A 26107-nucleotide genomic window follows, 5' to 3' on the forward strand; every position below is an offset into this window, starting at 1 on the left:
AATCAAACCATTCGCCCATCCAATAAATTGATGATTCGAGAACCGTATTCCGCATTTTTCTCGGAATGTGTCACTTGGATGATGGTCACGCCCTCTTCATTCAGTTTTTTGAAAAGTTCCATGATCTCCTCACCTTGTTTGGAGTTTAAGTTTCCCGTAGGTTCATCCGCCAAAATCAATTTTGGGTTGGAAATCAGTGCACGGGCCACACCCACCAATTGCTGCTGGCCTCCGCTTAACTGAGCCGGAAAAAGGTCTTTTTTGCCCACAATGTTGAAACGATCTAACATGTCGGCGACCATCGCCTTGCGTTCGGAGCCTTTGATTTTTTTATAAATCAAGGGCATTTCCAAATTTTCCTTAACCGTAAGTTCATCCAATAAGTGGTAGGATTGGAACACAAACCCGATGTATTGTTTGTACAGGTTGGAACGGTGTTTTTCTTTAAGGGAATGGACTGATTCGTCCATGAAGTTGTATGCTCCCTCATCAAAAGTATCCAGCATCCCGATCACGTTGAGCAAAGTGGATTTTCCAGATCCCGATGGCCCCATGATGGAGATAAACTCGCCCTCTTCCACCTCCAGATTGATGTCCTTTAATAAAAATATACGTTGGCCGCCCGTGGTGACCCATTTAAAAATATTGTTGAGTTCTAAAAGCATAATGTGTTTATTTATTCGTCTTTCAATGATTCTACAGGATTGGTGACAGCTGCCTTAAAACTTTGCCAGCTTACCGTTAAAAACGTAATCAGAAGTGCGGTTACCCCGGCCAAAGCAAAAATCCACCAACTAAATTTGGTCCTATATGTAAATCCTTCCAACCATTGGTTCATTACATACCATGCGCTGGGTATGGCAATAAGGAAGGCCAGCCCTAACAATTTCACAAAATCCTTATTCAGTAAGGTCAATACTTGTGTTATGGTGGCGCCGTTTACCTTTCTTATCCCGATCTCTTTTTTACGTAGCACTACGGTATATGCCGTAAGGCCAAAAAGCCCCAATGATGCTATGAGGATGGAAAGCACGGTGAAAATCTGAAAGGCGTTTCCAAAAGCTTTGTCCTGCTCGTATTGGGCTTCAAACTTTTCGTCCAAGAACGTATAATCGAATGTACTCTTCGGAAAGACCTCTCGCCATTTATTTTCAATTTGATGTAGAGCCGATGCAACCCCGGCAACCGATGTGGCGGATTTATCCAGTTTGATCAATATGTTGCTGATGTTGTCCTGATATCTAATGATGGTGGGCAAAACAGGGCTTTTTAATCCAAAGTGATAATAATCCTTGATAACGCCCATAACCCTCCAATCGTTGTTTCCCCAAAAAGTCAACGTTTTATTGAGCAATTCATCGGGCGAAGAGATTCCCATGGTCTTTAAAAATGTCTCGTTAACCACTATTTGATTTCCCCCCAAATTAGAATTTGGGATAAATGTCCCTCCCGCTAAAAACTCAATGTCCACTAAGTCAAAATAATCCGGTTGGGCATGGTAGGTATAGAAAACGTTTATTTCATCTTTTCTGCCGTCGGGCAGCCAAAGTCCGCGAGTTGAAGACAGATTGTCAAAACTATCTCCTGGATACGTCTGTGCAATGGCCGTGCTCTCAACAAAAGGAAACACCTCCAACTGCTCTTTCAACACCCTAAATTCATTAACGACCAAAGAATCCGCCTTGTCCGAAACCACTGTTCCGTGCAGTGCTATGATTTGGTCAACATTGGCCCCTATGGGTTGATTATCCAAAAAATTGATCTGCTTGGTGATTACAAATGTTCCCGTTAATAGGACGATTGTAGCAAAAAATTGGGTGACGATAAGTCCTTTCCGCAACCCAATGCCTTCGGTCGAGGCCCTTACCTTTCCTTTCAGTGCTTTTGCCGGCGAATACCTGCTGAGCAATAACGCGGGATAAAGCCCGGCCAAAATCACTCCTCCTATTATGAAAATAAAATAAGGGGTAAGATTGATGAGCGCCTCCCAATCAAGGTAGAGTTCATTTCCCGTAATCTTGTTATAGAGGGGCATTGCCGCAAAAACCAATGATAGGCCAATGGTCATGGCTATAAAATTGAGCAGTATGGATTCCATTAAAGATTGGGCGATGAGCTGTGATTTTTTTGCGCCCGCAACTTTTCTAATACCAGCTTCCTTTGCCCTTTCCATTGACTTTGTTGTCGAGAGGTTGACATAATTCAGCCAAGAAAGAACAAGAATTATGAAGGCTATGGCCGTTAAGAATTTTATTCTGAGAATGCTGCCGTTGGCAGTAACTTCATAGGGTTTATCGGAATACAGATGAATAGCTTCGATAGGTTCTATATTGTGCCTCTCGGTTTCATTTTTCTCTATATCGCTATCCATTATTTTTTGACGCAAGACATCAATATTGGTGTTCGGGGCCAACTTCAGATAGGTATAATAGTTGTTCATGTTCCAATTTAGCTCATGGGCTTTAGGGCCAAAATCGGTCAACGTTTTTTCAGTCTCGTAGGAAATGAGAAACGAATTCCTGAAATGGGCGGTTTTGGGAACATCTTCCATAATCCCTGTAACCGTAAGTTGGGTTTTTGTGCCATCTTCAAAAACGGAAATTCTTTTTCCCAAAGGGTTTTCGTTTCCAAAAAGTTTTTGGGCAAACGATTTTGAAAGCACTATGGCGTTGGGTTCCGCTAAAACTGTTTTGGGATCTCCCTTTAACAACGGATAATTGAATATATCAAAATATGAAGGATCGGCCAGAGAGCCCAAAGGCTGTTCCAATGTTTTCTCTCCCACCTGAAAGGCCAATTTTTCAAAATAGTAAAACCGTACATAGTCCACTACCTCGGGAAACATTTCCTTTAGGGCGGGTCCAGACGAGTTATACGTCATTGCGTCACCTGGCACAAAAGTGTCCCCTTCGAGATAGTCCATGTAGGTCCGATACACATTTTCGGAACCTTCAAATGTATCATAGCTCTTTTCGTAATTCACGTAGAGCATTATGAGGACAAATGAGGCTATACCCACTGCAAGGCCAAAAATGTTGATTAGGGAATACAACTTGTTCTTGAGCAGATACCTTAAGGCAATTTTTAGATAGTTTTTGAGCATGGTTTTCGTTTTTATTTTGGCGAATGCACCATTTGTTTTGTTTGACTATTCATCCCGTAAACTTTTTACCGGATTGGCGGATGCTGCCTTTACCGTTCTAGATCCCACCGTAATAAAAGCAATCAAACAAGCCGTTATACCTGCCGTAAGAAAAAACAGCGGACTTAAATTTACGTGTGAAGCATAGTTCTGTAGCCATTCATTTAAAAAATACCATGCTATCGGGGTTGCGATGATAAACGCCAGACCGACCAACTTTAAAAAATCCTTCGTCAGTAAAAACGTAACGGAGGACACACTGGCGCCAACTACTTTTCGTACGCCAATTTCTTTTGTGCGCTGGGCTACCACGAGCATGGATATGGCAAAGAGCCCTAAACAGCTTAAAATGATTCCCAAAACGCTTCCGCTAGTGATTATGGTGGCCATGGATTTTTCCCTTCTAAACGTACGGTCTACATTTTCATCTAAAAAGGAACCTAAAAAATCCGCTTGGGGCTCAATCTTCTCCCAAGCACTTTTTATGGCATCAAAAGATTGTGCGGTATTGTTCGGGGCAATTTTTACGTAAGCGTAATACAGATCCCAGTTGCGGTTCAAGAAAAGTGTAAGAGGTTTTACATCCTTTTTTACATCTTGGAAATAATAATCCTTTATAACCCCGACCACGGAATAGGTAACGGAATCATCCATATTGATTCGGATGGACAGAGGATCCTCTTCGCCAAATTGTTTGGCCATACTTTCGTTGATTACCAAACTTAGACTATCCGTACTGTATTCCCTATTGAACATTCGACCCGATTGGAGCGCTATATCCAAGGTTTTGGCATAATCATAATCCACGGTAAGAGCATTGGTGACCAGCCCCTTACCTTTATAATCGAAGCCCATGGCACTACTGGTAATACTACCGTCCTTACCCAGCCCTAAATTACTGTCGGAGCCGGAAACACTTAAAATATTGGGGTTCCGGGAAAGCTCATCACGCAATAACTCGAGTACGGCATAACTGTCCTTTCTGCCGTTCAGGGGAATGGATACAACTTGTTCCTTGTTGTACCCTAGATCCTTGTTGCGCAGAAAATCTATCTGTCCATGCAATACCAAAGTCCCACTGATCAATATGATGGCAATTACAAATTGAAGTACGATCAATCCGTTGCGCAATCTGTTCTTGCCCAGGTCGAGCTTACCTTTTAATGCTCGAAGGGTACTCAACTTGCTCAGAAGCAATGCCGGATAGCCTCCTGCAATAAGGGTGATTACAAAAATGGATGTTGCAAACAGTACAACAATCCCAGGTTTGGTCACTTCGGCAAAAGTGGCCTTGGTGGCAAAAAGGGTTTTAAAGGGGGCTATCAGCAAATTACTGACCACCAAACCCAAGCCTATGGCAATCAAGAAAACGATTACACTTTCCATCCAAAACTGGAAAAACAATTGTTTTTTAACCGCTCCCAGTGTTTTTCGCATGCCTATTTCCTTCAATCTTTTTTCGCTCAAAGCAATGTTCATGTTGATGAAATTGGCGCAAACAATGAATAAAATGACCAACGCCACACCAAGAATTATGTAGGGAAACGTTCGGGCCGCATCGGCTTTCCCCGCTTTAAAGGATGCAAAATGCATATCGGTAACCGGTAAGAGATGAAACTGCTTGTACTGTCCGTTTTCATCGGGAGATGCCCCATCCCTTTTGTCACTTTCAATGCTCCCCTCATAATGTAGATTGGCAAATGCCCTTGAATTGATTTCAAACTGTTGAGGAGTCATTCCATCTTCCAATTGTAGATAAACGGGATGAAATTGTGAGTTCCAGACGTCCTTGTTCGATTCATATTCTGGATGGTTCTCAAACGGTATCACAATATCAAAGTCAATACTGCTGTTGCTGGGTGTGTTTTCTAAAACTGCTGCAATGGTAAACGGATAAACTTCACTGCCAACCCTAACTTGAAGCACCTTCCCGACCACATCCGTGTTTCCGAACATTTTTGTGGCGGTTTCCCCGGTAATGGAAACGCTATTTTTTGAAGGTAATGGGTTATTGGCATTCCCCGCAATTGCTGGAAATGTAAAAATATTGAAGAATTCCGCATCCACATATTCGGCATCCAAATCCAAATCTTTGTCTTGGTAGCTGACCAAGGCATCCTCGCTCAAGCTCCGGGCAATCTGTTTTATTCCGGGCACTTCTTCTTTTAGAGCGCTTGCCAGGGGAACCGGGTTGGATGTACTTGCCTCCGCTCCCCTGGGTGTTTGACTGGTAAGGTAAACTTGATATGTGGAATTTTTATTCTCGTGGAACTGATCAAAGGACAGTTCAAACAAGGCCGTCATGCTCAACAGAATGGCCACTGCAAACGCACAGGTAAGGCCTACAATGTTCGCAATGCTGAAGATTTTGTTTTTTATCAGGTTTCTCCAGGCAATTTTTAGATAGTTCTTGAGCATGGTTTTCGTTTTATGATGATAACTTATATATTTTAAACTCTGTTTAACTATTCGTTCCTTAAGCTTTCTATTGGATTTATATTGGCTGTTTTATAGGTTCTTGCTCCGGTAACCAACATAGCTACCACGGCCATTCCGATTCCGCTCGCCAAGAAAACCCACCAGCTCAGTTCGGTCTTGTAAGCAAAGTTTTGAATCCATTCCTCCACCAGATACCAAGAGATGGGCACTGCGATGGCGAAGGCGACGCCTACCAAGACCAAAAACTCCTTGCACAACAAGACGTTCAATTGGGCCAGGTTGGCCCCCAACACTTTACGTACCCCTATTTCCTTTACTCTTCTTTCCGTTGTATAGACTACAAGGCCCATAAGCCCCAGACAACTGATCAATATGGCCAATCCTGTTGCCCATTTTAAAAGTTGGACGGTACTTTTCTCCTGTCTGTAGAATCCTTTCACCGTTTCATCCATAAACCTAACCTCCAACTCTTCGTCTGGATAAACGGAGGCTAATACTTGCTCCGCCTCATCAACAATCTGGGTCCACTGTTCGGGGTTTTTGCCCAGATCAAAATGGATACCGCCAAATCCGCTTCCATAATGGCCTCTCACGGCCAAGGGCCTTATTTCTGAACGGAGAGATCTTTGATTGAAATCCTTCATTAGTCCTACTATGGAAATTTTTACAGTGTCCAATTTAACGGTGGTCCCGACGACCTCTTGCGTATTCTGAAAACCAATGGCCCGTGCAAATGTTTCGTTGACCACGTATTCATCGATACTGTCGTTTAACCTTTCCCTGCCGGCAATCAGAGGGATGCCATACGTTTTTAAATAGGATGTGTCCCCGGTGAGCATTTGCGCTTCCTGATGTGTTTCATTGCCATCTTTATAATAGGAAAGCATGGTGGAGGACATATTGTTGGAGGCGGGCGGATTATCGCCCAAACTCACATTTGAAATCCCTTTTATGTTCTTTATATGGTTAAAGACCCGTTCTTTCTTGACTTCGGACCTATCGTCCCAAGGCAGGTTTACATAAGCAACCGCATCTGTTTTTATCCCCATGTCCTTCTCCATTAAAAAATGTAACTGTTTTGCGACCAAGAGGGTGGCGATGACAAATACTTGCGCTACGACGAACTGGAAAGCGGTAAGTGTTTTACGTAACCGGACTCCTTTATCCCCTTTTGAAAACTGACCTTTAAGCACCGATACCGGCCTAAATTTGGACAATACAAAGGCCGGATAAAATCCAGAGAGCAGGCACACCAAGAGCATTAAGAGCAATATTCCCAATATGCCCTGTGCGCTGTACAGTACCGATAAATCAATGCCGCTTGGCAAGAAATCCATGAACTGGCGCAAAAGAAATGGTGCCATCACTAGCGATAGTACCGTTGCCAATAAAGTCAGTATGAACGTTTCGCCGAAGAATTGTCGAACCACTTGTTTTTTGGAGCTTCCCAGTGTTTTCCTTATCCCTATTTCCTTGGCTCGGGTAAGTGCCTGCGCGGAATTTAGGTTGATGAAGTTTGCACAACCCAACAATAATAAGAACAGTGCAATAAAGGCAAGGCTCTTCAACACCTTCATGCTTGCCACATGGTTGGAATTATTGAAGGGGTAATCGCCATGTGCTCCGCCGAAATGTATTTCAGAAAATGGTTGAATCTTGAACCATCTTTCATCATTAATGGCCCAAGGTTCCCTGTTTTTATGTTCTTTGGCCAGATCATCCAACCGAGATTGAATGTTGGAAACACCGGCTCCTTCCCTTACCTTAAAAAAAAGCTGGTCTCCCGAGCTTGTACTGTTCCAGGCATCGCTGGTTGTAAAATCACTCTCGCCAAAAAATTTGGCCGAAGACAAGGACATAAATTCGGTAAACCTGAGATCACTGTTTTGTTCGAGGTCACCCACAATGCCCATCACCTTTACGCTAATGGAGTCGTTGTAGATCAAGGTTTGCCCTATTACCTCGGTGGTGTTCTTATGGGGGAAATATTTCTCGGCCTTGACCTTTGTCAACACGACTTGGGCGGGTTCGGATAGGGCCGTTTTTTTATCTCCGGCCAACCATTTGTAATCGAAAATCTCAAAATAGGCCCCATCGGCCAAAATGGCATCGTTCTCATTTCTGAAAACAAGATCTTGGGACTTGTTTTCGATGGTAGAGAAAAAGGTGCTCATAAATGGAGCCGATACCTCTACATCCGAAATTCCGTCCTTGAACTCCTTCATCAAGGGCACGGAGACACCACGGTTCGAAAATTCATTCTCACCGGATTCAAAAAGCGTGGTCACCCGGTAGATGCGGTCTCTATCTTTATGAAATGTATCAAACGAAAAATCAAAATAAACAATGGCTCCTATTACAAGGGCGGAACAGAGCCCAATGGAAAGCCCGATCACATTGATAAAGGAAAACAATTTGTTCTTGAGAATACTTCTCCAAGCTATTTTTAGGTTGTTCAAAAACATGCTGTCTAGTTTTGGTTGGTTTATTCCGTTCTTAGGCTCTTCACCGGATTCACGATTGCCGCTTTTATACTTTGATAACTCACTGTTACCAATGCCACTCCCACGGCCAACAATGCCGATAGCACAAAAATCCACCACGGAATGTCTATTCGGTAAGAGAAGTCTTCCAGCCATCTATTCATGGCGTACCAGCCCAAGGGCAAGGCGATAACCACAGCTAGGCCAACAAGTTTTAAAAAGTCTACGGACAGTCTGTAAACGATCTGTCCAACACCGGCACCCAATACTTTTCTCACCCCGATTTCCTTCACCCGCTTTTGAGCGTTAAAGGTGGCCAGACCCAATAATCCCAAACAAGCGATTATAATGGATAGGAGGGTAAATATCATAAATATCCGTCCCAAGCGCTGTTCCGCATCATAACTGGAATTGAAGGAGTCATCCATGAAATAATGGTCAAATGGCTGGGTCGGCGCCATATCCCTCCAAATGTTTTCAATTTGGGCGACGGTCTGGGAAACATCTCCACCATTGAGTTTAATGGCAAGGTTGCTGGCAGATTCACCCCCATGGAAAAGGGCCAATGAGCCCACCTCATCCCTAAGCGTCTCATAATGAAAATCCTTGACCACCCCAATTACAGTGGTGAAATTACCCTCTTCTTCCTCAACTCCCACCAAACCTCCCACAAACTGGGTGCCGATTACGCTTTCTGGTGTTTTTCCCAAAACGGCGACGGCTTTTTCATTAAGAATTACTGCCGAAGAATCCGTAGCAAACCTGTCCAGATCAAAAGCCCTACCGGAAACAAGGGATAGTCCGATTGTTGATAGATAATCTTCATCAACCGTCCATTGTTGCATATTGATGGATTTTTCCTGACTACGATTTTCCGCTAACATGTAGGTTCCGCTGCTACGCGAAGATGGTGTGGGCAAATAGCTGCTCAACGTAGCGGTATTAACCTGGCTAAGTCGAACCACCGCATCTTTAAACGCCTGCCTTTTCCCTTCCAGTCCGTTTACACCGCCAATAACCAATACTTGGTTTTTTCCATAACCAAGGTCTTTTCCTTGTATAAAACGCAATTGCTGAAAAACCGTTAGGGTTCCCATAATCAGAAATACGGATATACTAAACTGAAATATGACAAGTGCGTTTCTTACCCTACCGCCGCCAATGGAATTGTCCCCTTGGCCCTTCAGTACCTTTGCGGCAACAAAACGCGACATAAAGAATGCCGGATAACTGCCCGAGAACAATCCAAGAACCAAAGTTGCCAGGATCAAAATCAGCCAAAAGACAGGGTTGGAATAGGGGATGGACAACTCTTTGCCGGCAAGGTCGTTGTACAGTGGCATTACAAGGGCGGCAATCAAAAGTGCAAAAATCAATGAGCCTAAAGCTATCAGTCCAGATTCGGTCAAGAATTGACCAATTAATCCACTACGCTGGGAACCCAATGTTTTTCGGATACCGACTTCTTTTGACCGTTTAAGGGAATGGGCCGTGGAAAGGTTCATAAAATTAACGCTTGCCAGCACCAAAAGAATCAAAGCGATAGCGCCAAGGATATAAACATTTTTGATATCGCTAACCGTACTGAACTCTGGGCTCCTCTTTGAATACAAATGAATATCCATTAATGGGATGGTGGAGTAGTTCACATAATTTCCCGAATCCAAAAACTGCTGTTCCGTTATACCGGGAAAAAACCGTTGCGCATATGGAATCAGGTACTTGCCGACCATGGTCTGCATCTCTTGCTGTATATCCTCTCCCTTGGCCCCGGGCACTAGTTTTACGAAAGTGTAATAATTATGGTTTCCCCATTCCGCAAGTTGTGCATCTTCATATCCGGACATAGATAAAAAAGTTGTCTTGTCCCTAAAAATGGAGTTTTTGGGCAAATCGTCCAATACACCTGTAACTGTGTAGACCTCATCATCATTGATTATCAATGTTTGCCCTACGGCTTGGTTTATAGGGAAGTGTTTTTCTGCCGCGGTGCGTGTCATGATCAAGGTATTGGGCTCTACCAATGCGGTACGCTCATCGCCGTACAACAGGTCGATTCCGAACATTTTAAAGAATGTAGAGTCTGCATAGGCCACCTGCGGCTCTCGCACGTTGTCCGTTACCTCTTGGGGGCGGATAAATACGCTCCCTATGTTCCTGAACCTTGTGGCCATTTCCACTTGGGGTATGTCGTTTACCAATGCCTGTGCCATGGGGGCCGATACTTCTGATGTATTTTCCTCGGTACCGCCGAATTTCATATATGCATTTATTCGGTAGATGCGTTCCGCATCCGTGAACATTTTGTCGTGGCTCAGGTCATCATAAATATAAAGGCCTAGCAAAAGCCCACCAGCCATTCCTATAGCTAATCCAAATATGTTGAGGAAGGTGAAGAATGGCTGCTTTTTTAGGCTTCTCCAGGCTATTTTTATGTTGTTTTTGAACATGGTTCTCGTTTTTTGATGATGTTATTCCGTTCTTAAACTTTTGACCGGGTTGGATTTTGCTGCCCGTATGGCTTGAAAACTTACCGTGAGCACCGTTACTGCAAGTGCCCCGAGCATGGCCAAACCAAAAATCCACCATTTCAAAATCACTCTGTACGGATATTCTTGAAGCCACCCGTTCATCACATAATAAGCGATGGGGACCGCGATAAAACACGAGATAATCACCAACTTTAAAAAGTCCTTGGACAACATGTTCCACACATTGAATACCGAGGCTCCGAGTACTTTTCGGACCCCTATTTCCTTGGTGCGCTGCTCGGCCACAAAAGAGGTGAGTCCAAAAAGCCCCAAACAGCTTATCAATATGGCAAGTGCGGTGAAAATACCGGATAGCGTGCCTATTCGTTCTTCGGACGCAAATTTTTCAGCGTATTCCTCGTCCACAAAATCGTACTGAAAAGGAATGTTCGGGAAATGTTCTTTAAAAACCCTCTCAATCACGGCCAAGTTTTGGCTGGCACTTTGGTTCGGGTTCAATCTCATATTGTAATAGGAAGCATTGCCGTATTTATCAAAAACATACATCCCTTGTTTAACCGGTTCGTACGGTGATTGTGCAATCATGTCCTGGACCACACCAATGATCTTTAAAGGTGGGGACGGGTCTTCCTCATCATCATCCTTAATAAACTTTCCAATTGGATTCTTGAGCCCCATGTATTTCACTGCTGTTTCGTTGATCAGCACTGCATTGGAGTCCGAGGGAAACTCTCGTGAAAAATCCCTTCCCTCCACAATCTTTAAATTGAGGCTTTTGGCATACTCTGGGGAAACTTCGGTCCATGCCAAATCTTCTTGGAACCCTTCTGGTTTGCCCTCCCACACAAATCCGCTCCGGTTGGACCAAATATTCGTGGTCGGGGCGCTGGATGTGGACATTTCCACAACCGCACCTGAATTGATAAACTCATCCCGCATCAATTCAAACTTGCCCGTAAAATCTTGACTCATTGTCGGGATCTGTACCAGACCCTCCTTATCGTACCCAATGGGTCTGTTTTTTGCATAATTGATCTGTTGCATTACGATCACGGTCCCAATTATGAATGCCACGGAAACCGTAAACTGAACCACCACCAAAATTTTTCTTGGTAAACCGGAGTGCTTTCCTGCCTTGAAAGTTCCCTTTAAAACGTCCACAGGTCTAAAAGAAGATAAATAAAGAGCGGGATAGCTGCCCGCCAAAAGAGCGGTGACCATTATAAAGAGCAAAGAAACTCCCCAAAATGCAAGGGAGCCCCAAGGGAAGGATATTTCTTTTCTTGCCAAATTATTGAACCCGCTCAACGACGCCACAACAATCAATACCGCGATCGCGAATGCAAATAATACCACCAAAAAGGATTCGCCCAAAAACTGGTTGATCAATTGGGAACGCTGTGAGCCGATAGACTTTCTAATCCCTACTTCCTTGGCCCTCTTCTCGGAGCGGGCCGTACTCAGGTTCATAAAGTTGATACAGGCCAAAAGCAGTACAAATCCTCCGATAATTCCAAACAACCAAACATATTTGATTCTGCCCCCAGCCTGCTTCCCGTTTTCGAAATTGCTGCGCAGGTGCCAATCCTTCATTGGAAATAGAAACATTTGTGCGTTGAATTCCCTGGAGTTTTCGTTTAGCTTTTGTTTTACTTCCAGAATTTTTGAGGTAACGGATTCCATGGTTGTATTATCCGCGATTTGGACAAACATCTGAAACGAATTGTTTCCCCATTGATCTTCGGCATTTTTTATCCATTCGTTCACCGAAACATATTTGTCCCATGGCATAATAAATTCTGCATCATTAAAAGAGGCGTTAAAAGGAAGGTCCTCGTAAACGGCGGAGACCATCATATCGTATTGGCTATTGACTTCAACCACCTTCCCGATCGGGTCTTCCTCCCCAAAAAGTGCCCTTGCGGTGGACTCGTTCAACATTATGGAATTGATTTCCCGAACACCGTCCCTTTCTCCCTTTAAAATTTTTATATCAAGGATTTCGGGAGCTTCCCGCTGCATAAAATAACCGTCGCGCGAGATGCTTGTTTCCTTGTATTTCAAATATTGGGCGGTATTCCACGAAGACATCACCAAATACTCAAAATTATCCATATAGCCATCCCTGAAGGCTTTCTCCAATGGCCTTGGTATAGCAGGCCCGGTACCAGTTTCACCATTGAATGTTTGCGATTGGAATATTTGGGCAATTTTGTCCTTGTTGGTGTTGTAATTGTTGTAGCTCAGCTCATCTTTTACCCATAGACCGATAATGAGCGTTACCGCCATGCCCAAGGCAAGCCCCCCTACATTGATTATGGTATAGCCCTTGTTCTTGGCAAGGTTTCTCCAGGCGATTTTGATATAGTTCTTTAACATGATTGATGGTGTTTTTTGATTGATTTATTCATTGCGCAGGCCTTTGGTCGGTTGTAAAAAGGCCGCACCTATTGATTGATAGCTGATGGTTAGTACGGCAATGCAAAGAGCGATGAGTCCTGCCGTTAAAAAAATCTCCCAGCCCATACTTATTCTGTAGGCAAAGCCTTCCAACCACCTGTTCATTAAATACCAGCCAATGGGCGTGGCAATCGCAATGGAAATGATGATCAGTTTCAGAAAATCGAAAGTGAGCAGTTTGTAAATATTTTGGAAAGGCGCGCCGAGCACCCTGCGAATACTTATCTCCTTTCTTCGCTGCTCCACCATAAAGGCAGATAGGGCAAACAGCCCCAGACAGGCCACAAGGATGGCGAACAGCGCAAAACTGTTGAATATTTTGCCCATGCGCTGCACATCTTCGTGTATTTGGGCAAATTCCTGCTCCAGAAAAGAATAGTTGAGTGCTTGGTTCGGAACATTTCTGTTCCAAACTTGTTCAATAGCGGCCAGGGCATCGGTAGGGTTTCCTTTTTGGAGTTTTACCGAAACAGCTCCATAATCTTTGCCTATCACCAACGACAATGCGGAAATATCTTCTTTCAAGGATTTAAAATGAAAATCCTCTATTACCCCTATAACTTCAAAAACCTCACTGTTGTTGTTCAGTTTTTTGCCAATTGGGTCCTGTAATCCCAAATCCCTCACCATTTTACTGTTGATGACGATTGAATTGACGGAATCGTAAGCAAACTCTTTGGAGAAACTTCTTCCCTTTTCAAGCTGAATGCCCAAGGTTTCGATATAATCATAGTCCACCCGCCATATTTGGGCCGGGATGCCTCTTCCCCCATCATCTTGGCCATCGACCATAAAGGTGTTTCCGTTTCGGCTACCTCCATCAATAGGCAAATAGTTGGTCGATGTTGCACTTTTTACCTGCGATAAGGATGATAATTGTTGTTTAAAGGATTCGGTTTTGTTGCCAAGGATATTAGTCCCTTCAAGTACCACGACCCGTTCCTTGTCATATCCCAACTCCTTGCTGACGATATAATCCATCTGGCGGTAAATGATCAATGTGCCAATAATCAAGATGACCGAAGTGGTAAACTGAAAGATGACCAATCCACTACGCAGCCTTCCACTTTTGCTTCCCACGCTCAGCGTCCCCTTGAGAACATTTGCAGGTTTAAATGCCGAAAGGTAAAATGCGGGATAAATTCCTGCCAAAAGACCCACGAACAATGCAGCAGCAAGCAAGGTGGGCACAAACCACCAATGGGACCAAGGCAGTTCGATGCTCTTGGAGGCAATCTCATTAAAGAAAGGCAAGAGCGCCCAAGCCAAAACAACGCCCAAAACAAACGAGATAATACTGAACATCACCGATTCGGTCAAAAATTGGTTGACCAAACTGTTTCTATAGGCCCCAATGGTCTTTCTTAAACCCACCTCTTTGGCCCTGTTGGCGGATTTTGCTGTGGAAAGGTTGATAAAGTTGATAATGGCCAAAAGCAGTACAAAAATGGCTATGGCCGCAAATAGCCAAACAAATTTAACATCGCCATGCTTTAGTCCATCCTGCATTTTAAGGTCCGACTTCAGATAAATGTCCGTTACCGGTTGCAGTTTGTATTCCGCGGTACGCAGCACATCTATAAAACTGGCCGAGCGACCCCGCTCCACTTGAGCCGGAATGATATATTTTTCAATAATTGAGGACATTTTTTGCTCCAGTTCCTCAATATTGGCATTAGGGTTGACCAACACATAAGTGAAATAATTCTGATTGGTCCAGCTACCCTCGGTATCTTCCACTGGAAGCATAAAATCAAAATTCAGGTGCATATTTTCTGGAATATCCTCCATTATCCCTGTTACGGTGTAGGGTTCGGAAGTGTCATTGTCCAAAAAAACTACTTGGTCTATGGCATTTCCGTTCGGGAAGTATTTGTCCGCTTTAGATCTAGAAATTACGATGCTCTTTGGATTGGTCAAGGCCGTTGCCGCATCACCTTGTTCCAATTGTATCTCCAATATTTCTAATGCCTCTTGGTCGGCAATAATAAAGTTCTCCTCAAAAGTGTTCTCCTGAGCGCCGTTCACCCTGAAACCTCGCTTGCCCGCACCAAAAATCTCAATAGTGTTCACTTTTCCCGCCTTGGTTATTTCGGCAAAATCAGACTCAAGTGCTTCGGCAAAAGGCAATTGAAAGTGGGTACTTTTCATTACTTCCCCTTGGAGCATTCCTTGAAATACCACTCTATAGATATTGTCCTTCCTTTGGTAGTGGGTATCGTAACTGGTTTCGTTACCTATAAATAGGGTTATCAATAGGCAAGCGGCAATACCTACGGCGAACCCTCCTATCTTAATAAATGTAAAGAGCTTGTCCTTTTTGATACTTCTCCAAGCGATATTTAAGTGGTTCCTGAACATGTGATTGATGATTTTTGATTGATCTATTCTGTTCTCAGGCTTTTCGTCGGGTTGGCCAATGCCGCCCTTATCGACTGAAAACTGACGGTTACAAGCGCTATGCCCAAAGCAATACATCCGGCCAAAGCGAATACCCACCATTGAATCTGGATTCTATAAGCAAAACCTTCCAGCCAATTTTCCATGGAAAAATAGGCCACCGGAAATCCTATGACCAGGCCTACGAACACTAACTTTGTAAAATCCGTAGATAACATTTGGCTGATTTTTGCCACAGATGCTCCCAATACTTTTCGTATGCCGATTTCCTTTCTTCGTTGTTCCGCTGTATAGGCTGCCAGACCAAAAAGGCCCAATGCTGCCACAAAAATGGCCAGCATACAGAACACAACACTAATCCGTCCTGCCCTTTTTTCCTTGGCGTACAATCTTGCAATGTTTTGGTCCAAAAAAGAATAGTTGAAATCCAGATGGGTGGCCACACTGGTAAAAGTACTCTTAAGGTCGGCCACTGTATTGGCCAAATTGCCAGACTTGAACCGCACAAGCATGTGAGATTTGTTTTCGCTTGAATTATTGTGAAATGCATAGGCGCCTATGGGTTGGTGCAACGATTCATAATTAAAATCATCCACCACGCCGACTATCGTTTGCGGAACCCCGATAAATACTTCCTTGCCAATGGCCTCTTCTGGGGAATACCCCAAAAAATCAACTGCCTTTTTGTTCAATACCACTTCTACCAGAGTATCTGTTTTACTTTTGGTTTTGGGCAAGCTTTTACCCGCCAAAAGTCGTAGTTTGAGCGCCTCCAAGACACCTTCATCCGATACATTGGTCTGGATGTTGATCCCTTTTTCATCGGTGCTGTTTTTTCTAAGGGTCCGTCCGCTCACATCCATTCCGGGATACCCCTGTACCATGGATACGGCGGTTACCTCCGATAGTTTTTTGAACTCCTGTTCCAGGGCATTACGGTTTTCATCACCATTCAATCCCCCAATGGAAATGGCCATAACGTTGTCTGCGGCAAAGCCCAGGTTTTTGTTCTGGATATATTTTGTTTGTTGATAGATGACCATGACCCCGACAATCAATGCGGCAGAGGCGGCAAATTGCATGACTACCAATCCCTTTCTGATCAATAAATTTCCTTTTCCTTGCTTTAACGATGGCGACAGGATTTCCTTGGGCAAAAACCTGGATAGGTACAAGGAAGGGTATAGGCCAGAAAAGAAGGTGGTAACAACCCAAATCCCCAATATTGCCAGTAAAAAAGGCGGGGTCAACAATAAATCCATCGTCAAATTTTGATTTGTGAGGGCATTAAAGCTGGGTAGCAACAACACGGTCAACACAATGCCCAACACAATGGAAATAGCCGTAATGAGTCCAGCTTCCAGATAAAATCTCCATACTAGAGACTTCGAAGAGGCTCCCAGGGTTTTACTGATTCCCACTTCTTTGGAACGCTTTTGGGAACGGGCCGTGGTAAGGTTCATATAGTTGATACAGGCAATCAAAAGAATCAAAATGGCCAAATAGGTAAGGTTGCGAACCTCATTGATGTCCCCAATGCGAGAAGCATAACCGCTCGCAAAAGATGCCGAATATAAATGTACCTCTTCCAAAGGTTGCAGACCAAAAGTGTACCATTGGCCCTCTTTTTCAATATTTGCCTTCAACATTTGGTCAATTTGTGCCTGAGTGGCCTCTACAGAAACATTCTCCTTTAACAAACAATAGGTCTCAAAACTGGCATTGCTCCAAGATTTTCTGTCGTAGAACCAATATCCGTTGCTCGACGCCATAATGTCCGCATCAAGGGTACTGTTTTCAGGGAAATCCTTGTATATCCCGGTTACTTCAAGCTCACGATTGTTATCGACCACGATGGTTTGTCCGATCGGGTTTTGATTGCCAAAATAGGTCTGGGCGGCTTTTTCAGAAAGAATTACCGTACCGGGTCTGTCCAAGGCGCCGGTAGAACTTCCTTTAACCATTTCAATATCAAAAATGGTAAGCAACTCCTTATCTACCCAATAAAACAGGTTTTCGGTAAAGTTTTGATTGTTTATGCGCAATGAGGCGGGATCGCCAAAATTGTGTTTCAACAACCTGGCGGCACTTTCCACATTCGTAACCTCTTCTTTCATGGCCAAGGCCGTTACCGGGGGTACTGTGGCCCAAGTCTCAAAACCAAAATCTCCATTGGTTTTTAATAAAACCCGTTGTATCCTGTCCTTTTTTGGGAACATGGAGTCGAAACTCCTTTCGTACGAAATGAACAGAAACAACATCATCACAATAGTGAGGCCTATTGAAAGTCCCACTATATTGATTATTGAAAAAAGTCTATTGGACTTGAGATTTCTCCACGCTACTTTTAGATTGTTCCTGAACATAAATTGATTTGATTGATGAATTAAACTCCTATACCATGCTTTTCATGGGCTTATTTTGGCTCTCGGTCACAATTTGACCGTCGAAGAGATTGATGACCCTATGAGCGTAATGCGAATCCCGATCGGAGTGTGTTACCATTACAATAGTAGTGCCCTCTTGGTTCAGCTCGGTCAACAGGTTCATTACCTCGATCCCGTTTTTGGAGTCCAGGTTACCTGTGGGCTCATCCGCCAAGATCAGTTTTGGATTGGTGACCACGGCCCTTGCAATGGCCACCCTTTGCTGCTGACCACCGGAAAGTTGTTGTGGAAAGTGCTTTTCGCGATGGGCGATCTTCATGCGCTCCAAAACCTTCAGTACTTTTTCCTTGCGCTCTGCCTTGTTCATTTTAAGGTAGATCAATGGCAGTTCCACATTTTCAAAAACGGTGAGCTCGTCTATCAGGTTAAAACTTTGGAACACAAAGCCCAAATTCCCCTTTCGCAGTTGGGTTCGCTGACTTTCCTTTAACCCGCCAACTTCGTGGCCCGCAAAATTGTAGCTGCCCTGAGTGGGGTTGTCCAGCATACCGATAATGTTCAAGAGGGTGGACTTTCCACATCCGGAAGGACCCATTATCGCCACAAATTCCCCATCTTCCACCTTTAGGTTTACTCCATTTAAGGCCAAGGTCTCCACCTCTTCTGTTCGGAAACTTTTTTTAAGATCTGTAATTTTTATCATTGTAATGGTTGTTTGATTGTTTTTTAAAGACTGTTCATTTTTGATGATTGTTACATTCTACGGATCATTTTAACACGATCCGTTCCGCATCGCCAAAACTATCATAGTTACTGGTAATGACCTGTTCTCCTGGTTGAAGCCCTTCCAGAACTTCATAATATCTTGAGTTTTGTTTTCCCAATCGTACATTGCGCTTAATGGCCTCGTTGCCATCAGGGCCCACTACAAAAACCCATTGCCCACCTGTGCTTTGGAAAAAGCCTCCTTTGGGCAATAAAATGGCATCGTTGGATTCGCCCAATTGTAATCGTATGTTATAGCTCTGTCCCGCTCTTATGGTCTCCGGTTTTTCATCCACAAAAACCAGGTCTACGCGGAACCTTCCGTTCCTAACTTCGGGATACACCTTGCGCAAGCGCAGTTTGTACTCGTTCCCGTTACGCTCCAATGTTGCGGAGAGGTCTCTTTTTACGCGATCGATATAATGCTCGTCGATATCGGCCTCAATTTTAAAATCGGTAAGCACATTGATCTGGCCGATTCGCTGTCCCTGTGAAATATTTTGACCGATTTCTGCATCCAAAAACCCTAATTGTCCATCTGCGGGGGCTCGAACGTTCAAGTGGTCCAACCGTTCATACACCATGGAAAGCGTCTTTTGCATACGTTCCAAATCGGTGTCCAATCCTTTTAGGGATGTTTTCCTTAATTCATCATCCTGTTCTGTTTGGAGCTTCACGATTTCCAATTGCTTTTCTGCCAGTTGGTAATCTTCTTTTGACTTTAGGTAGGTTTCTTTTGAAACCAATTCTTCCTTGTACAGCTCCTCGTTCTGCTCATAGGCGCGTTTTAGCCTCTGCACATCATATTGAGCGGTTGCCAAGGATTTTCTTCCTTCCACTTGTCTGGAATCAAAAGTAAGCTTGGTGGAACGCAGGTCGTTCTGTTTAAGGGCCAAGTTACTTTCGCTTGCCAAAATCTGCTCGTACAGGGCCATGTTCTCCAACTTAAGGATAATGTCCCCCTTTTTTACCATGGAACCTTCCTCGATCAACTTTTCGGAAACACGCCCGCCTTCATAGGCATCCATATAAATCGTAGCGATGGGCGCCACGTTTCCATTAATGGTTATGTAGTCGTCAAATTTACCTTCGGTCACCGAGGAGATGGACAAACGGTCCTTCTCTGTCCTAAAGGTGGACATGGAACTGGCAAAAATCAACTTATAGCCAACGAACAAGAGCAATATGCCCAAAGCGATGTAGCCGTAATGCTTGAGTTTAAGTCCTTTCTTTTTTTCTAATTGTATATCCATGGTATATTTTAGTTGATGTTAAATATGGGCAGACCGCTGTAAAAATCAATCGTTGTTTGGTTCACTTTTAACCTTAATCCCACCTGTAAGTTCTCATTTTGTGCCACACCAAAAAGGTTCTTGGCCTGAAACAGCTCCAATGCGTTGATCAATCCTTTTTCATATCTTTTTTGCGCAATGGTGAATGCCAATTCCTGGGCTTCTACCTTTTTTAGGCTCTGCTCATACTCCGCCACCAATGCACTATTATCCTGGACCAATTGTTGCAATAACTGAAATAATTCCTGCTCCTGTATTTCCAGATTGTTCTTGGCCTGCAAATACGCAATTTTCTGCTGCTTTACCCTGGAATGGTTGGCCCATCCATTGCTTATGGGTATGTTTAACTGGGCGCCCACAAACTTGGATTGGTTGTCGTTGAACTGGGTCTTAAATGGTATCACGTTGCCATTCTCATCCACATTGGTCTCAAAATAGCTGGTTCCGTAACCTGCAAACAGGGACAAAGATGGAAACAGGTCCCCTCTTGTGGCCTGCATTTGCTTTTTGGCTGCGGAAACCCGATACTCCTGAGCTTTTACCAAGGGCACAAATCCGCGTGCGGATCGGTACAGCGAATCCAGGGTCACTTGTTGGTTGAGCGATGTTTCTTCAAGGCTTTCCTGAATTTTAATATCGGTGGCACCGATCAGGTTCATTTCCTGTAGGAGCACCAATTTGGCATTTGTTAATTGGTTCTTGTTTTGGGTCAATAGAAATTTGTCGCCCAAAAGATTGGATTCCGCTTCGTAAAGATCGGCTCCGGCCATTAATCCCAATTCCACTTGTTTTTCGACCAAATCGTAATTGGCCTGCGAAATTTCGAGTTGTTCCAAGGTGTTGGCCACCAATCCTTCGAAGAACTTGATGTCGTAAAAAGCGCTCATCACCCTAAAGGCCAACAAGAACTTTTCCTGTAAAATATCCTCTTGGGTGGCTTTGTAAATAAATTTTGACGCCCTTATCGAATTTAATTTTTGAAAACCGCGGAAGAGGTCCAAGCTGGCATTTAGCGAATAGTTGTTACTGAAGAATTCCGTATTCACAAAATCGTTGGTTTGCGGATCTGCAGACCTACCGTATCTAATACTGTAATCGGTAGAACCGCTCACGGAGGGCAATAGGTCTCTGATGGATTGTCTGTAAGATTCCCTACTGGATTCATTGTTATAGGAGGTATTCTTTACCTGAAGGTTGTGTTCAATGGCATAATCCACACATTCTTCCAGCGTCCAAACCTCTTGGGCAGCACCAATAAAAGATGCCAATAATACTAAGGTGGTTATTTTAAGTTTTAGAGTCATAGTGTATTCCTGTGCCAAACTACCTTCTATTCTTGTGCCAAAAGAATTTATTCCTGATTATCAATTAGTTACAGAAAAAAACAGCAATATCGACCAATGGGGTGTAAAAATTTTGTACAAAAAATGTCCAAATATTTTACAGTCCAACAAAACATATTGATGCAATTACTAGCTTTAACCATCAATTTGAATACAAGGCTTTATGGTCGATGCCAAAATCTTAGTGGTCGATGATAATAAGAGTGTGCTCAGTGCTCTGGAAATTCTTTTGCAGTTTGAGTACAAAAGCGTTCAGAGCATTTTTAATCCCAACCAAATCTCTTCGTTTCCAAATTTGGAGGATATCGATATTGTGCTCTTGGACATGAACTTTTCTGCCGGAGTCAATACCGGAAATGAAGGTTTGTATTGGCTGAACGAGATTAAAAAAAGGTCTCCGAATACTTCCGTTATTATGATGACCGCCTACGGGGCGGTGGATTTGGCCGTTAGGGCCTTAAAGCAGGGCGCTTCGGACTTTGTGCTGAAACCTTGGAACAACGAACGCTTGATGACCACCGTGAAATCGGCCTACGAGCTGCGAAAATCCAAACAGGAAATTCACAACCTTAAGAAAAAGGAAAGCAATTTAAAGCAGGTCATCAATCAGGACCGTAACTATATCATTGGCCAATCCAAGGCGCTGACCGCTGTGCTAAACCTCGTGGCCAAAGTGGCCAAAACGGACGTTAATGTGTTGATTACCGGTGAAAATGGAACGGGAAAAGAACTGATAGCCCGCGAACTGCACCGACTCTCCAACCGGAAAAATGAAGTTTTTATAGGAGTGGATATGGGTTCCATTGCCGAGAACCTGTTCGAAAGTGAACTTTTTGGGCATACCAAAGGTTCGTTTACCGATGCCAAGGAAGATAGAGCGGGCAAGTTCGAGGCCGCTCACCAAGGCAGCTTGTTCTTGGATGAAATCGGGAACCTTTCTTTGCAGATGCAGGCGAAATTATTGTCATCCATTCAAAATAAATCGGTGGTTCGGGTAGGTTCCAACAAACCTATTGATGTGGACATTAGATTGATCTGCGCCACCAATTGCAATCTGGAACAAATGGTCGCCGATGGCCTGTTCCGGGAGGATTTGCTGTACCGCATCAACACCATCCATATAGAGGTGCCGCCCTTGCGGGAGCGCAATGAGGATATTTTGGTGCTAGCCGATTTTTTCCTGAAAAAATTTGCCCATAAATACGATAAATCCGGCCTGCGAATGAATCAAACGGCACAGGAGAAACTGATGGAATATCCGTGGCCCGGGAATGTTCGCGAATTGCAACATACTATGGAAAGGGCCGTAATCCTATCGGATGGAAACGTGTTGAAACCCTCGGATTTTTTGTTACATGCCAAGCCTATGCAGTCCATGGACAACGAACCCTTGACCCTCAACGAAATGGAGCAACAGATGATCAATAGGGCCTTGGAGCAAAATGAGGGAAATTACAGTGCGGCGGCGGAACAATTGGGCATATCCCGCCAAACCCTTTACAATAAGTTGAAGAAAAAGAATGACTGATGGCAAGTAGAAACTTTTACATTCAGCTTATTCTCAGGGTCGTTTTTATGACCCTTACCGCTGTGGCGTTGGCATTTTCCGTAGCCTATAAGTGGTATTTTGCCTTGGGGCTCTGTGCTATTATTTTGGTGGGCGAAGTGTATTCACTGATTACTTTTATCAACCGGACCAACCGAAAAATCGCCTATTTTTTTGATGCCATCAAGAACGAGGATTTTACGCTCCGGTTTCCCGAAGGGGTCACTATTGAGTCCTTCAAGGAGTTGAACCGCAGCCTCAATCGGGTCAACGGACTGATCCAAGAGGTACATATGCAACTTCAGATACGGGAGCAGTACTATCAAGAAATTTTAAAGCAAGCAAGTATCGGCATCATGACCTACAATGAAAAAGGGCATATCCTATTTGCCAATCCCACCTTGGAGCAATTGCTGGATTACACCCCCTTGAACCACATTAAACAATTGAAGCAGGTTGATGAAAATCTTTATGAGATCTTTAAAGACTTCAACCCTTTTCAAAGAAAACTGTTCCAGTTATCCAATGAGCGCGAACAAACGCAATTGGCCATAAAATCAACACCGCTTACTTTGGACGGCCAATCTTTACAATTGGTCGTGGTGCAGGATATCCATAAAGAGCTGGACGAAAAGGAAACGGAATCCTGGGTGCGGCTCATCCGTGTGCTCACCCACGAGATCATGAACACCATCACCCCCATTGCCTCCATTTCGGATTCCATCATCAAATATTACCGCAAAGGGGACAAAATCACCCCAATGGCGGAATTGGAGGAGGTTCAGATAAAAAACACCTTGAAAGGTCTGGAGGTCATTAAGGAACAAGGGGGCGACCTAATGGACTTTGTGCAGTCGTACCGGAGTCTACTCCACGTACCCGAACCCAACAAATCCTTGGTGAAAGGAAAAGATTTGCTCGAAAAAATCGATGTGCTGATGTCTGTCAGGCTGGTAGACGGGGAAAGTGAATTTTCCACCGATTGCCATCCGGAGGGTTTGGAGTTTTATATTGATGAAAAACAGATTTCGCAAGTGTTGATCAATTTGGGCAAAAATGCCCTACAGTCTGTTGAGGCATCTAAAAACGGTAAAGTGCTAATGGTCGCTGGGGTGGACGAAAAAGGTTCCAAATTTATAGAGATCCGGGACAATGGCCCTGGTATTCCACCAGAAGTGATGGATGAAATATTCGTGCCTTTTTTTACTACAAAGAGCGAAGGCACCGGTATTGGTCTTAGTCTCTCCAAACGTGTAATGCAACTTCACGGCGGGAGCATTCAGGTGCGTTCGGTCCCCCATACCGAAACTGTTTTTCGACTCACCTTTGCCTAATCAAATTATGAAAAAAGAGCTGTTGGATTTTTGTTGGAGCTACGTGGACCAAAGGTCGGAACGACTCAAAAAGCAGAGCGAAGAGCTCCAGGAATCCTTGGGCTCGGAAACCAAAAGTTCGGCGGGCGACAAACATGAAACGGGGCGGGCCATGGTACAATTGGAACAGGAAAAACTGGGCCAGCAGTTACAGGAACTCGATGCCACTCGAAGCATTCTCAACAAAATCAATATCGATGCACCATCAAGCAAAATCCGCTTGGGCTCCTTGGTAAAAACGAGCATGGCCGATTATTTTATTGCCATCTCCGCTGGTGCCCTTAAAAAAGAGGGTAGGATTTTTTACTGTATTTCCGCCAATGCTCCGATTGCCCGATTATTGTTGGGCAAAGAAAAAGGGGAGCGATTTGTTTTTAACGGAAAGGAACAAGAAATCTTGGAGGTGCATTAAGATTCATCCTCCACAAGTTTCATCTCGGATTTATCGCGGTGAAAAACGATGACAAGAAACAATATCCCGATAATGATGAGGAACACAATTTCAATCCGGGACAGTAGTTCGTTCATGCCCAAAGACCTTTTGGAGCGCTGTGTCAACTGTCTTCCTTCGGAGAGTTGAACCTCGGACAGTTCGTCCAAATTTCTACCGATCCTGTCCAAAACAGCCATGATGTCCGCTTCGGAAGCATTGTCCTTTATATGTGCTTGTTCCAGATTTTTAAGTTCCCCATAATTTTCCTTCAAACTTGTTAGGTGCAGGGATTCTTCACGGGTAATGTCCGTTTTTTCAAAATCGGCCAAAATGGTATTGATCTCAGGATATTGTGGAAGTGTCTTTTCGTCCAATGAATTATAGGCCAAGAACATTTCCTTTTTATGAAATAGGTTGTTCAACCTATAAATATATTCCTGTACCACCAACCTGTCCTCAAAAACAGAATCCACTCCATGCTCTACGGTCGAGAAGTTCCGATTGTTCAACCGATTGGATGCAAGAACCAATAAAAATGCTGCTGCAAGTACAAAGCCTGCGTGAATTCGTTGTCTTATTGTTCTTTTTGGCATCCTTTTTTGTTTTTACATGAATTGGATTATAAGTGCATGATATTAAATTTTTTACGGGGATGCAAATCCGCCCGGCCATTAGCTAACCATTCTAATTGAGCAAACCTAATGCTTTGAGCCAGGCGGAAATCATCAATCAACTACAGTACACTCAACTCGCCAGACTCGAGTGCATTTTTTAAATCTGCCTTAACCACTGGGTGGCTGTTAAAAAATCTCTTTCCGTCTGTTTTTTTGATTTTAACCACTACGGTACCATCTTTTTTCTCTTTGATGTCCGTTACCATCACTTTGTTTCCTACCACTGTTTTATAGTTGGCTATTCCTCCTTTTTTAATGATGAAGTTTGCTCTTGGAAAATCAATGTGCTTGAATTTTGGTGCATCTGGGCGACCAATTTCCAATACATCACCAACTTTTACATCTTGTGGGTTTACGCTTTGTGCGTTCATATTTGTGGTGGCTACCACGAATAAAATTGCTAGAACTATTATTCTCATAACTATACTTATTTAGGGTTTATAATTGTTTTTATTGTTTTCTTAAAAATCAAAACTGGACGATAATTGGTGCGATTGTTCCACGCCGATTATCTTGAAGGATTGTACATCCGAGGGAAAACCAAGTTGAATTTGATCGCCCTCCGCAAGTCCTACCAAACTGGCCCCTAACGTACTCACTACAGAGACCGTACTCTTTTTAAGGTCTCCCCGAGTTGATGGTACCAGTTGAAAAGTTTGCTGCACGCCTTGCGCAAACTCCACCATAACTTTGGAATTTAACCGGACCACATCGTCAGGCATGTCCAGTTCATCCTCTACCAGAGCCCTATCTATTCTCTCGCCCAACTGTTCCAAGGCGTCTTTATGGGCATAATCCTCATAATACCTATGGAAGTTCAGTATGCGTTTTAGTGTTAGATAATCCTTTTTTTCCATGATCAGGCTTCCGTATTTCAT

General features: G+C 43.7%; 17 protein-coding genes. 3 read left to right on the forward strand and 14 right to left on the reverse strand.

From position 1 onward, the window contains the following. Window positions 1-2 precede the first annotated feature (2 nt). The 11 genes from GVT53_RS16670 to GVT53_RS16720 all read right to left on the reverse strand — a co-directional run bounded on the left by GVT53_RS16670 (window position 3) and on the right by GVT53_RS16720 (window position 21164). Entirely contained in the window at window positions 3-665 is a 663-nt protein-coding gene (locus GVT53_RS16670; protein WP_166249619.1) for an ABC transporter ATP-binding protein, read from the reverse strand. Between the two features lie 11 nt (window positions 666-676). Continuing rightward, window positions 677-3103 carry an ABC transporter permease gene (locus tag GVT53_RS16675; protein WP_166249620.1) on the reverse strand — a complete coding sequence of 809 codons (2427 nt, stop codon included), beginning with the start codon at window positions 3101-3103 and terminating at the stop codon, window positions 677-679. Between the two features lie 45 nt (window positions 3104-3148). Continuing rightward, on the reverse strand, window positions 3149-5560 hold the full coding sequence (locus GVT53_RS16680) for an ABC transporter permease (protein WP_166249621.1): 2412 nt from the start codon (window positions 5558-5560) through the stop codon (window positions 3149-3151). Window positions 5561-5607: 47 nt separating this feature from the next. Continuing rightward, the gene (locus tag GVT53_RS16685) at window positions 5608-8046 is read right to left on the reverse strand and encodes an ABC transporter permease (protein WP_166249622.1); all 2439 of its coding nucleotides are present in this window, start codon (window positions 8044-8046) and stop codon (window positions 5608-5610) included. A 20-nt stretch (window positions 8047-8066) separates the two neighbouring features. Then, complete coding sequence (locus tag GVT53_RS16690) at window positions 8067-10514, reverse strand: ABC transporter permease (protein ID WP_166249623.1); 2448 nt, start codon at window positions 10512-10514, stop codon at window positions 8067-8069. Between the two features lie 21 nt (window positions 10515-10535). Further along, entirely contained in the window at window positions 10536-12935 is a 2400-nt protein-coding gene (locus tag GVT53_RS16695; RefSeq protein WP_166249624.1) for an ABC transporter permease, read from the reverse strand. Between the two features lie 24 nt (window positions 12936-12959). Then, window positions 12960-15518, reverse strand: a complete 2559-nt coding sequence (locus GVT53_RS16700) for an ABC transporter permease (protein ID WP_240905064.1) — start codon at window positions 15516-15518, stop codon at window positions 12960-12962. Beyond that, window positions 15401-17782 (reverse strand): ABC transporter permease, encoded by a 2382-nt coding sequence (locus GVT53_RS16705; RefSeq protein WP_166249625.1) that lies wholly within the window; start codon window positions 17780-17782, stop codon window positions 15401-15403. The genes GVT53_RS16700 and GVT53_RS16705 overlap by 118 nt, the downstream gene beginning before the upstream one ends. Before the next feature lie 28 nt (window positions 17783-17810). Further along, window positions 17811-18506: an ABC transporter ATP-binding protein gene (locus tag GVT53_RS16710; protein ID WP_166249626.1), complete on the reverse strand. Its 696-nt coding sequence runs from the start codon at window positions 18504-18506 to the stop codon at window positions 17811-17813. 64 nt (window positions 18507-18570) lie between these two features. After that, window positions 18571-19821, reverse strand: coding sequence for an efflux RND transporter periplasmic adaptor subunit (locus tag GVT53_RS16715; protein WP_166249627.1), 1251 nt, complete (start codon window positions 19819-19821; stop codon window positions 18571-18573). Between the two features lie 8 nt (window positions 19822-19829). Further along, window positions 19830-21164, reverse strand: coding sequence for a TolC family protein (locus tag GVT53_RS16720; protein ID WP_166249628.1), 1335 nt, complete (start codon window positions 21162-21164; stop codon window positions 19830-19832). Between the two features lie 202 nt (window positions 21165-21366). Here GVT53_RS16720 and GVT53_RS16725 point away from each other — a divergent pair, with 202 nt between their 5' ends. The 3 genes from GVT53_RS16725 to GVT53_RS16735 are packed head-to-tail and all read left to right on the forward strand — an operon-like array spanning window position 21367 to window position 24534. Then, a complete protein-coding gene (locus GVT53_RS16725; RefSeq protein WP_166249629.1) occupies window positions 21367-22731 on the forward strand; it encodes a sigma-54-dependent transcriptional regulator in 1365 nt (454 codons plus the stop codon). After that, complete coding sequence (locus tag GVT53_RS16730) at window positions 22731-24083, forward strand: sensor histidine kinase (protein ID WP_166249630.1); 1353 nt, start codon at window positions 22731-22733, stop codon at window positions 24081-24083. Before GVT53_RS16725 ends, GVT53_RS16730 begins: the two co-directional genes overlap by 1 nt. 7 nt (window positions 24084-24090) lie before the next feature. Beyond that, complete coding sequence (locus GVT53_RS16735) at window positions 24091-24534, forward strand: 3-oxoacyl-ACP synthase (RefSeq protein WP_166249631.1); 444 nt, start codon at window positions 24091-24093, stop codon at window positions 24532-24534. Here GVT53_RS16735 and GVT53_RS16740 read toward each other — a convergent pair. From GVT53_RS16740 to GVT53_RS16750, 3 genes are all read right to left on the reverse strand, one after another. Further along, window positions 24531-25148, reverse strand: a complete 618-nt coding sequence (locus tag GVT53_RS16740) for an MCP four helix bundle domain-containing protein (RefSeq protein ID WP_166249632.1) — start codon at window positions 25146-25148, stop codon at window positions 24531-24533. The genes GVT53_RS16735 and GVT53_RS16740 overlap by 4 nt on opposite strands. A 140-nt stretch (window positions 25149-25288) precedes the next feature. Further along, on the reverse strand, window positions 25289-25648 hold the full coding sequence (locus tag GVT53_RS16745) for a hypothetical protein (protein WP_166249633.1): 360 nt from the start codon (window positions 25646-25648) through the stop codon (window positions 25289-25291). A 42-nt stretch (window positions 25649-25690) separates the two neighbouring features. Continuing rightward, a complete protein-coding gene (locus GVT53_RS16750; RefSeq protein WP_166249634.1) occupies window positions 25691-26107 on the reverse strand; it encodes a GreA/GreB family elongation factor in 417 nt (138 codons plus the stop codon).

This window comes from Flagellimonas oceani, assembly GCF_011068285.1.
Taxonomy (GTDB): domain Bacteria; phylum Bacteroidota; class Bacteroidia; order Flavobacteriales; family Flavobacteriaceae; genus Flagellimonas; species Flagellimonas oceani.

What these genes read in the sequence shown, in the direction of transcription:
- GVT53_RS16680 (WP_166249621.1), bottom strand. Translation starts at nt 5,560, where the DNA reads ATGCTCAAGAACTATCTAAAAATTGCCTGGAGAAACCTGATAAAAAAC.
- GVT53_RS16735 (WP_166249631.1), top strand. Translation starts at nt 24,091, where the DNA reads ATGAAAAAAGAGCTGTTGGATTTTTGTTGGAGCTACGTGGACCAAAGG.
- GVT53_RS16685 (WP_166249622.1), bottom strand. Translation starts at nt 8,046, where the DNA reads ATGTTTTTGAACAACCTAAAAATAGCTTGGAGAAGTATTCTCAAGAAC.
- GVT53_RS16745 (WP_166249633.1), bottom strand. Translation starts at nt 25,648, where the DNA reads ATGAGAATAATAGTTCTAGCAATTTTATTCGTGGTAGCCACCACAAAT.
- GVT53_RS16710 (WP_166249626.1), bottom strand. Translation starts at nt 18,506, where the DNA reads ATGATAAAAATTACAGATCTTAAAAAAAGTTTCCGAACAGAAGAGGTG.
- GVT53_RS16690 (WP_166249623.1), bottom strand. Translation starts at nt 10,514, where the DNA reads ATGTTCAAAAACAACATAAAAATAGCCTGGAGAAGCCTAAAAAAGCAG.
- GVT53_RS16700 (WP_240905064.1), bottom strand. Translation starts at nt 15,518, where the DNA reads ATGGTGGGTATTCGCTTTGGCCGGATGTATTGCTTTGGGCATAGCGCT.
- GVT53_RS16675 (WP_166249620.1), bottom strand. Translation starts at nt 3,103, where the DNA reads ATGCTCAAAAACTATCTAAAAATTGCCTTAAGGTATCTGCTCAAGAAC.
- GVT53_RS16705 (WP_166249625.1), bottom strand. Translation starts at nt 17,782, where the DNA reads ATGTTCAGGAACAATCTAAAAGTAGCGTGGAGAAATCTCAAGTCCAAT.
- GVT53_RS16695 (WP_166249624.1), bottom strand. Translation starts at nt 12,935, where the DNA reads ATGTTAAAGAACTATATCAAAATCGCCTGGAGAAACCTTGCCAAGAAC.
- GVT53_RS16670 (WP_166249619.1), bottom strand. Translation starts at nt 665, where the DNA reads ATGCTTTTAGAACTCAACAATATTTTTAAATGGGTCACCACGGGCGGC.
- GVT53_RS16740 (WP_166249632.1), bottom strand. Translation starts at nt 25,148, where the DNA reads ATGCCAAAAAGAACAATAAGACAACGAATTCACGCAGGCTTTGTACTT.
- GVT53_RS16720 (WP_166249628.1), bottom strand. Translation starts at nt 21,164, where the DNA reads ATGACTCTAAAACTTAAAATAACCACCTTAGTATTATTGGCATCTTTT.
- GVT53_RS16730 (WP_166249630.1), top strand. Translation starts at nt 22,731, where the DNA reads ATGGCAAGTAGAAACTTTTACATTCAGCTTATTCTCAGGGTCGTTTTT.
- GVT53_RS16750 (WP_166249634.1), bottom strand. Translation starts at nt 26,107, where the DNA reads ATGAAATACGGAAGCCTGATCATGGAAAAAAAGGATTATCTAACACTA.
- GVT53_RS16715 (WP_166249627.1), bottom strand. Translation starts at nt 19,821, where the DNA reads ATGGATATACAATTAGAAAAAAAGAAAGGACTTAAACTCAAGCATTAC.
- GVT53_RS16725 (WP_166249629.1), top strand. Translation starts at nt 21,367, where the DNA reads ATGGTCGATGCCAAAATCTTAGTGGTCGATGATAATAAGAGTGTGCTC.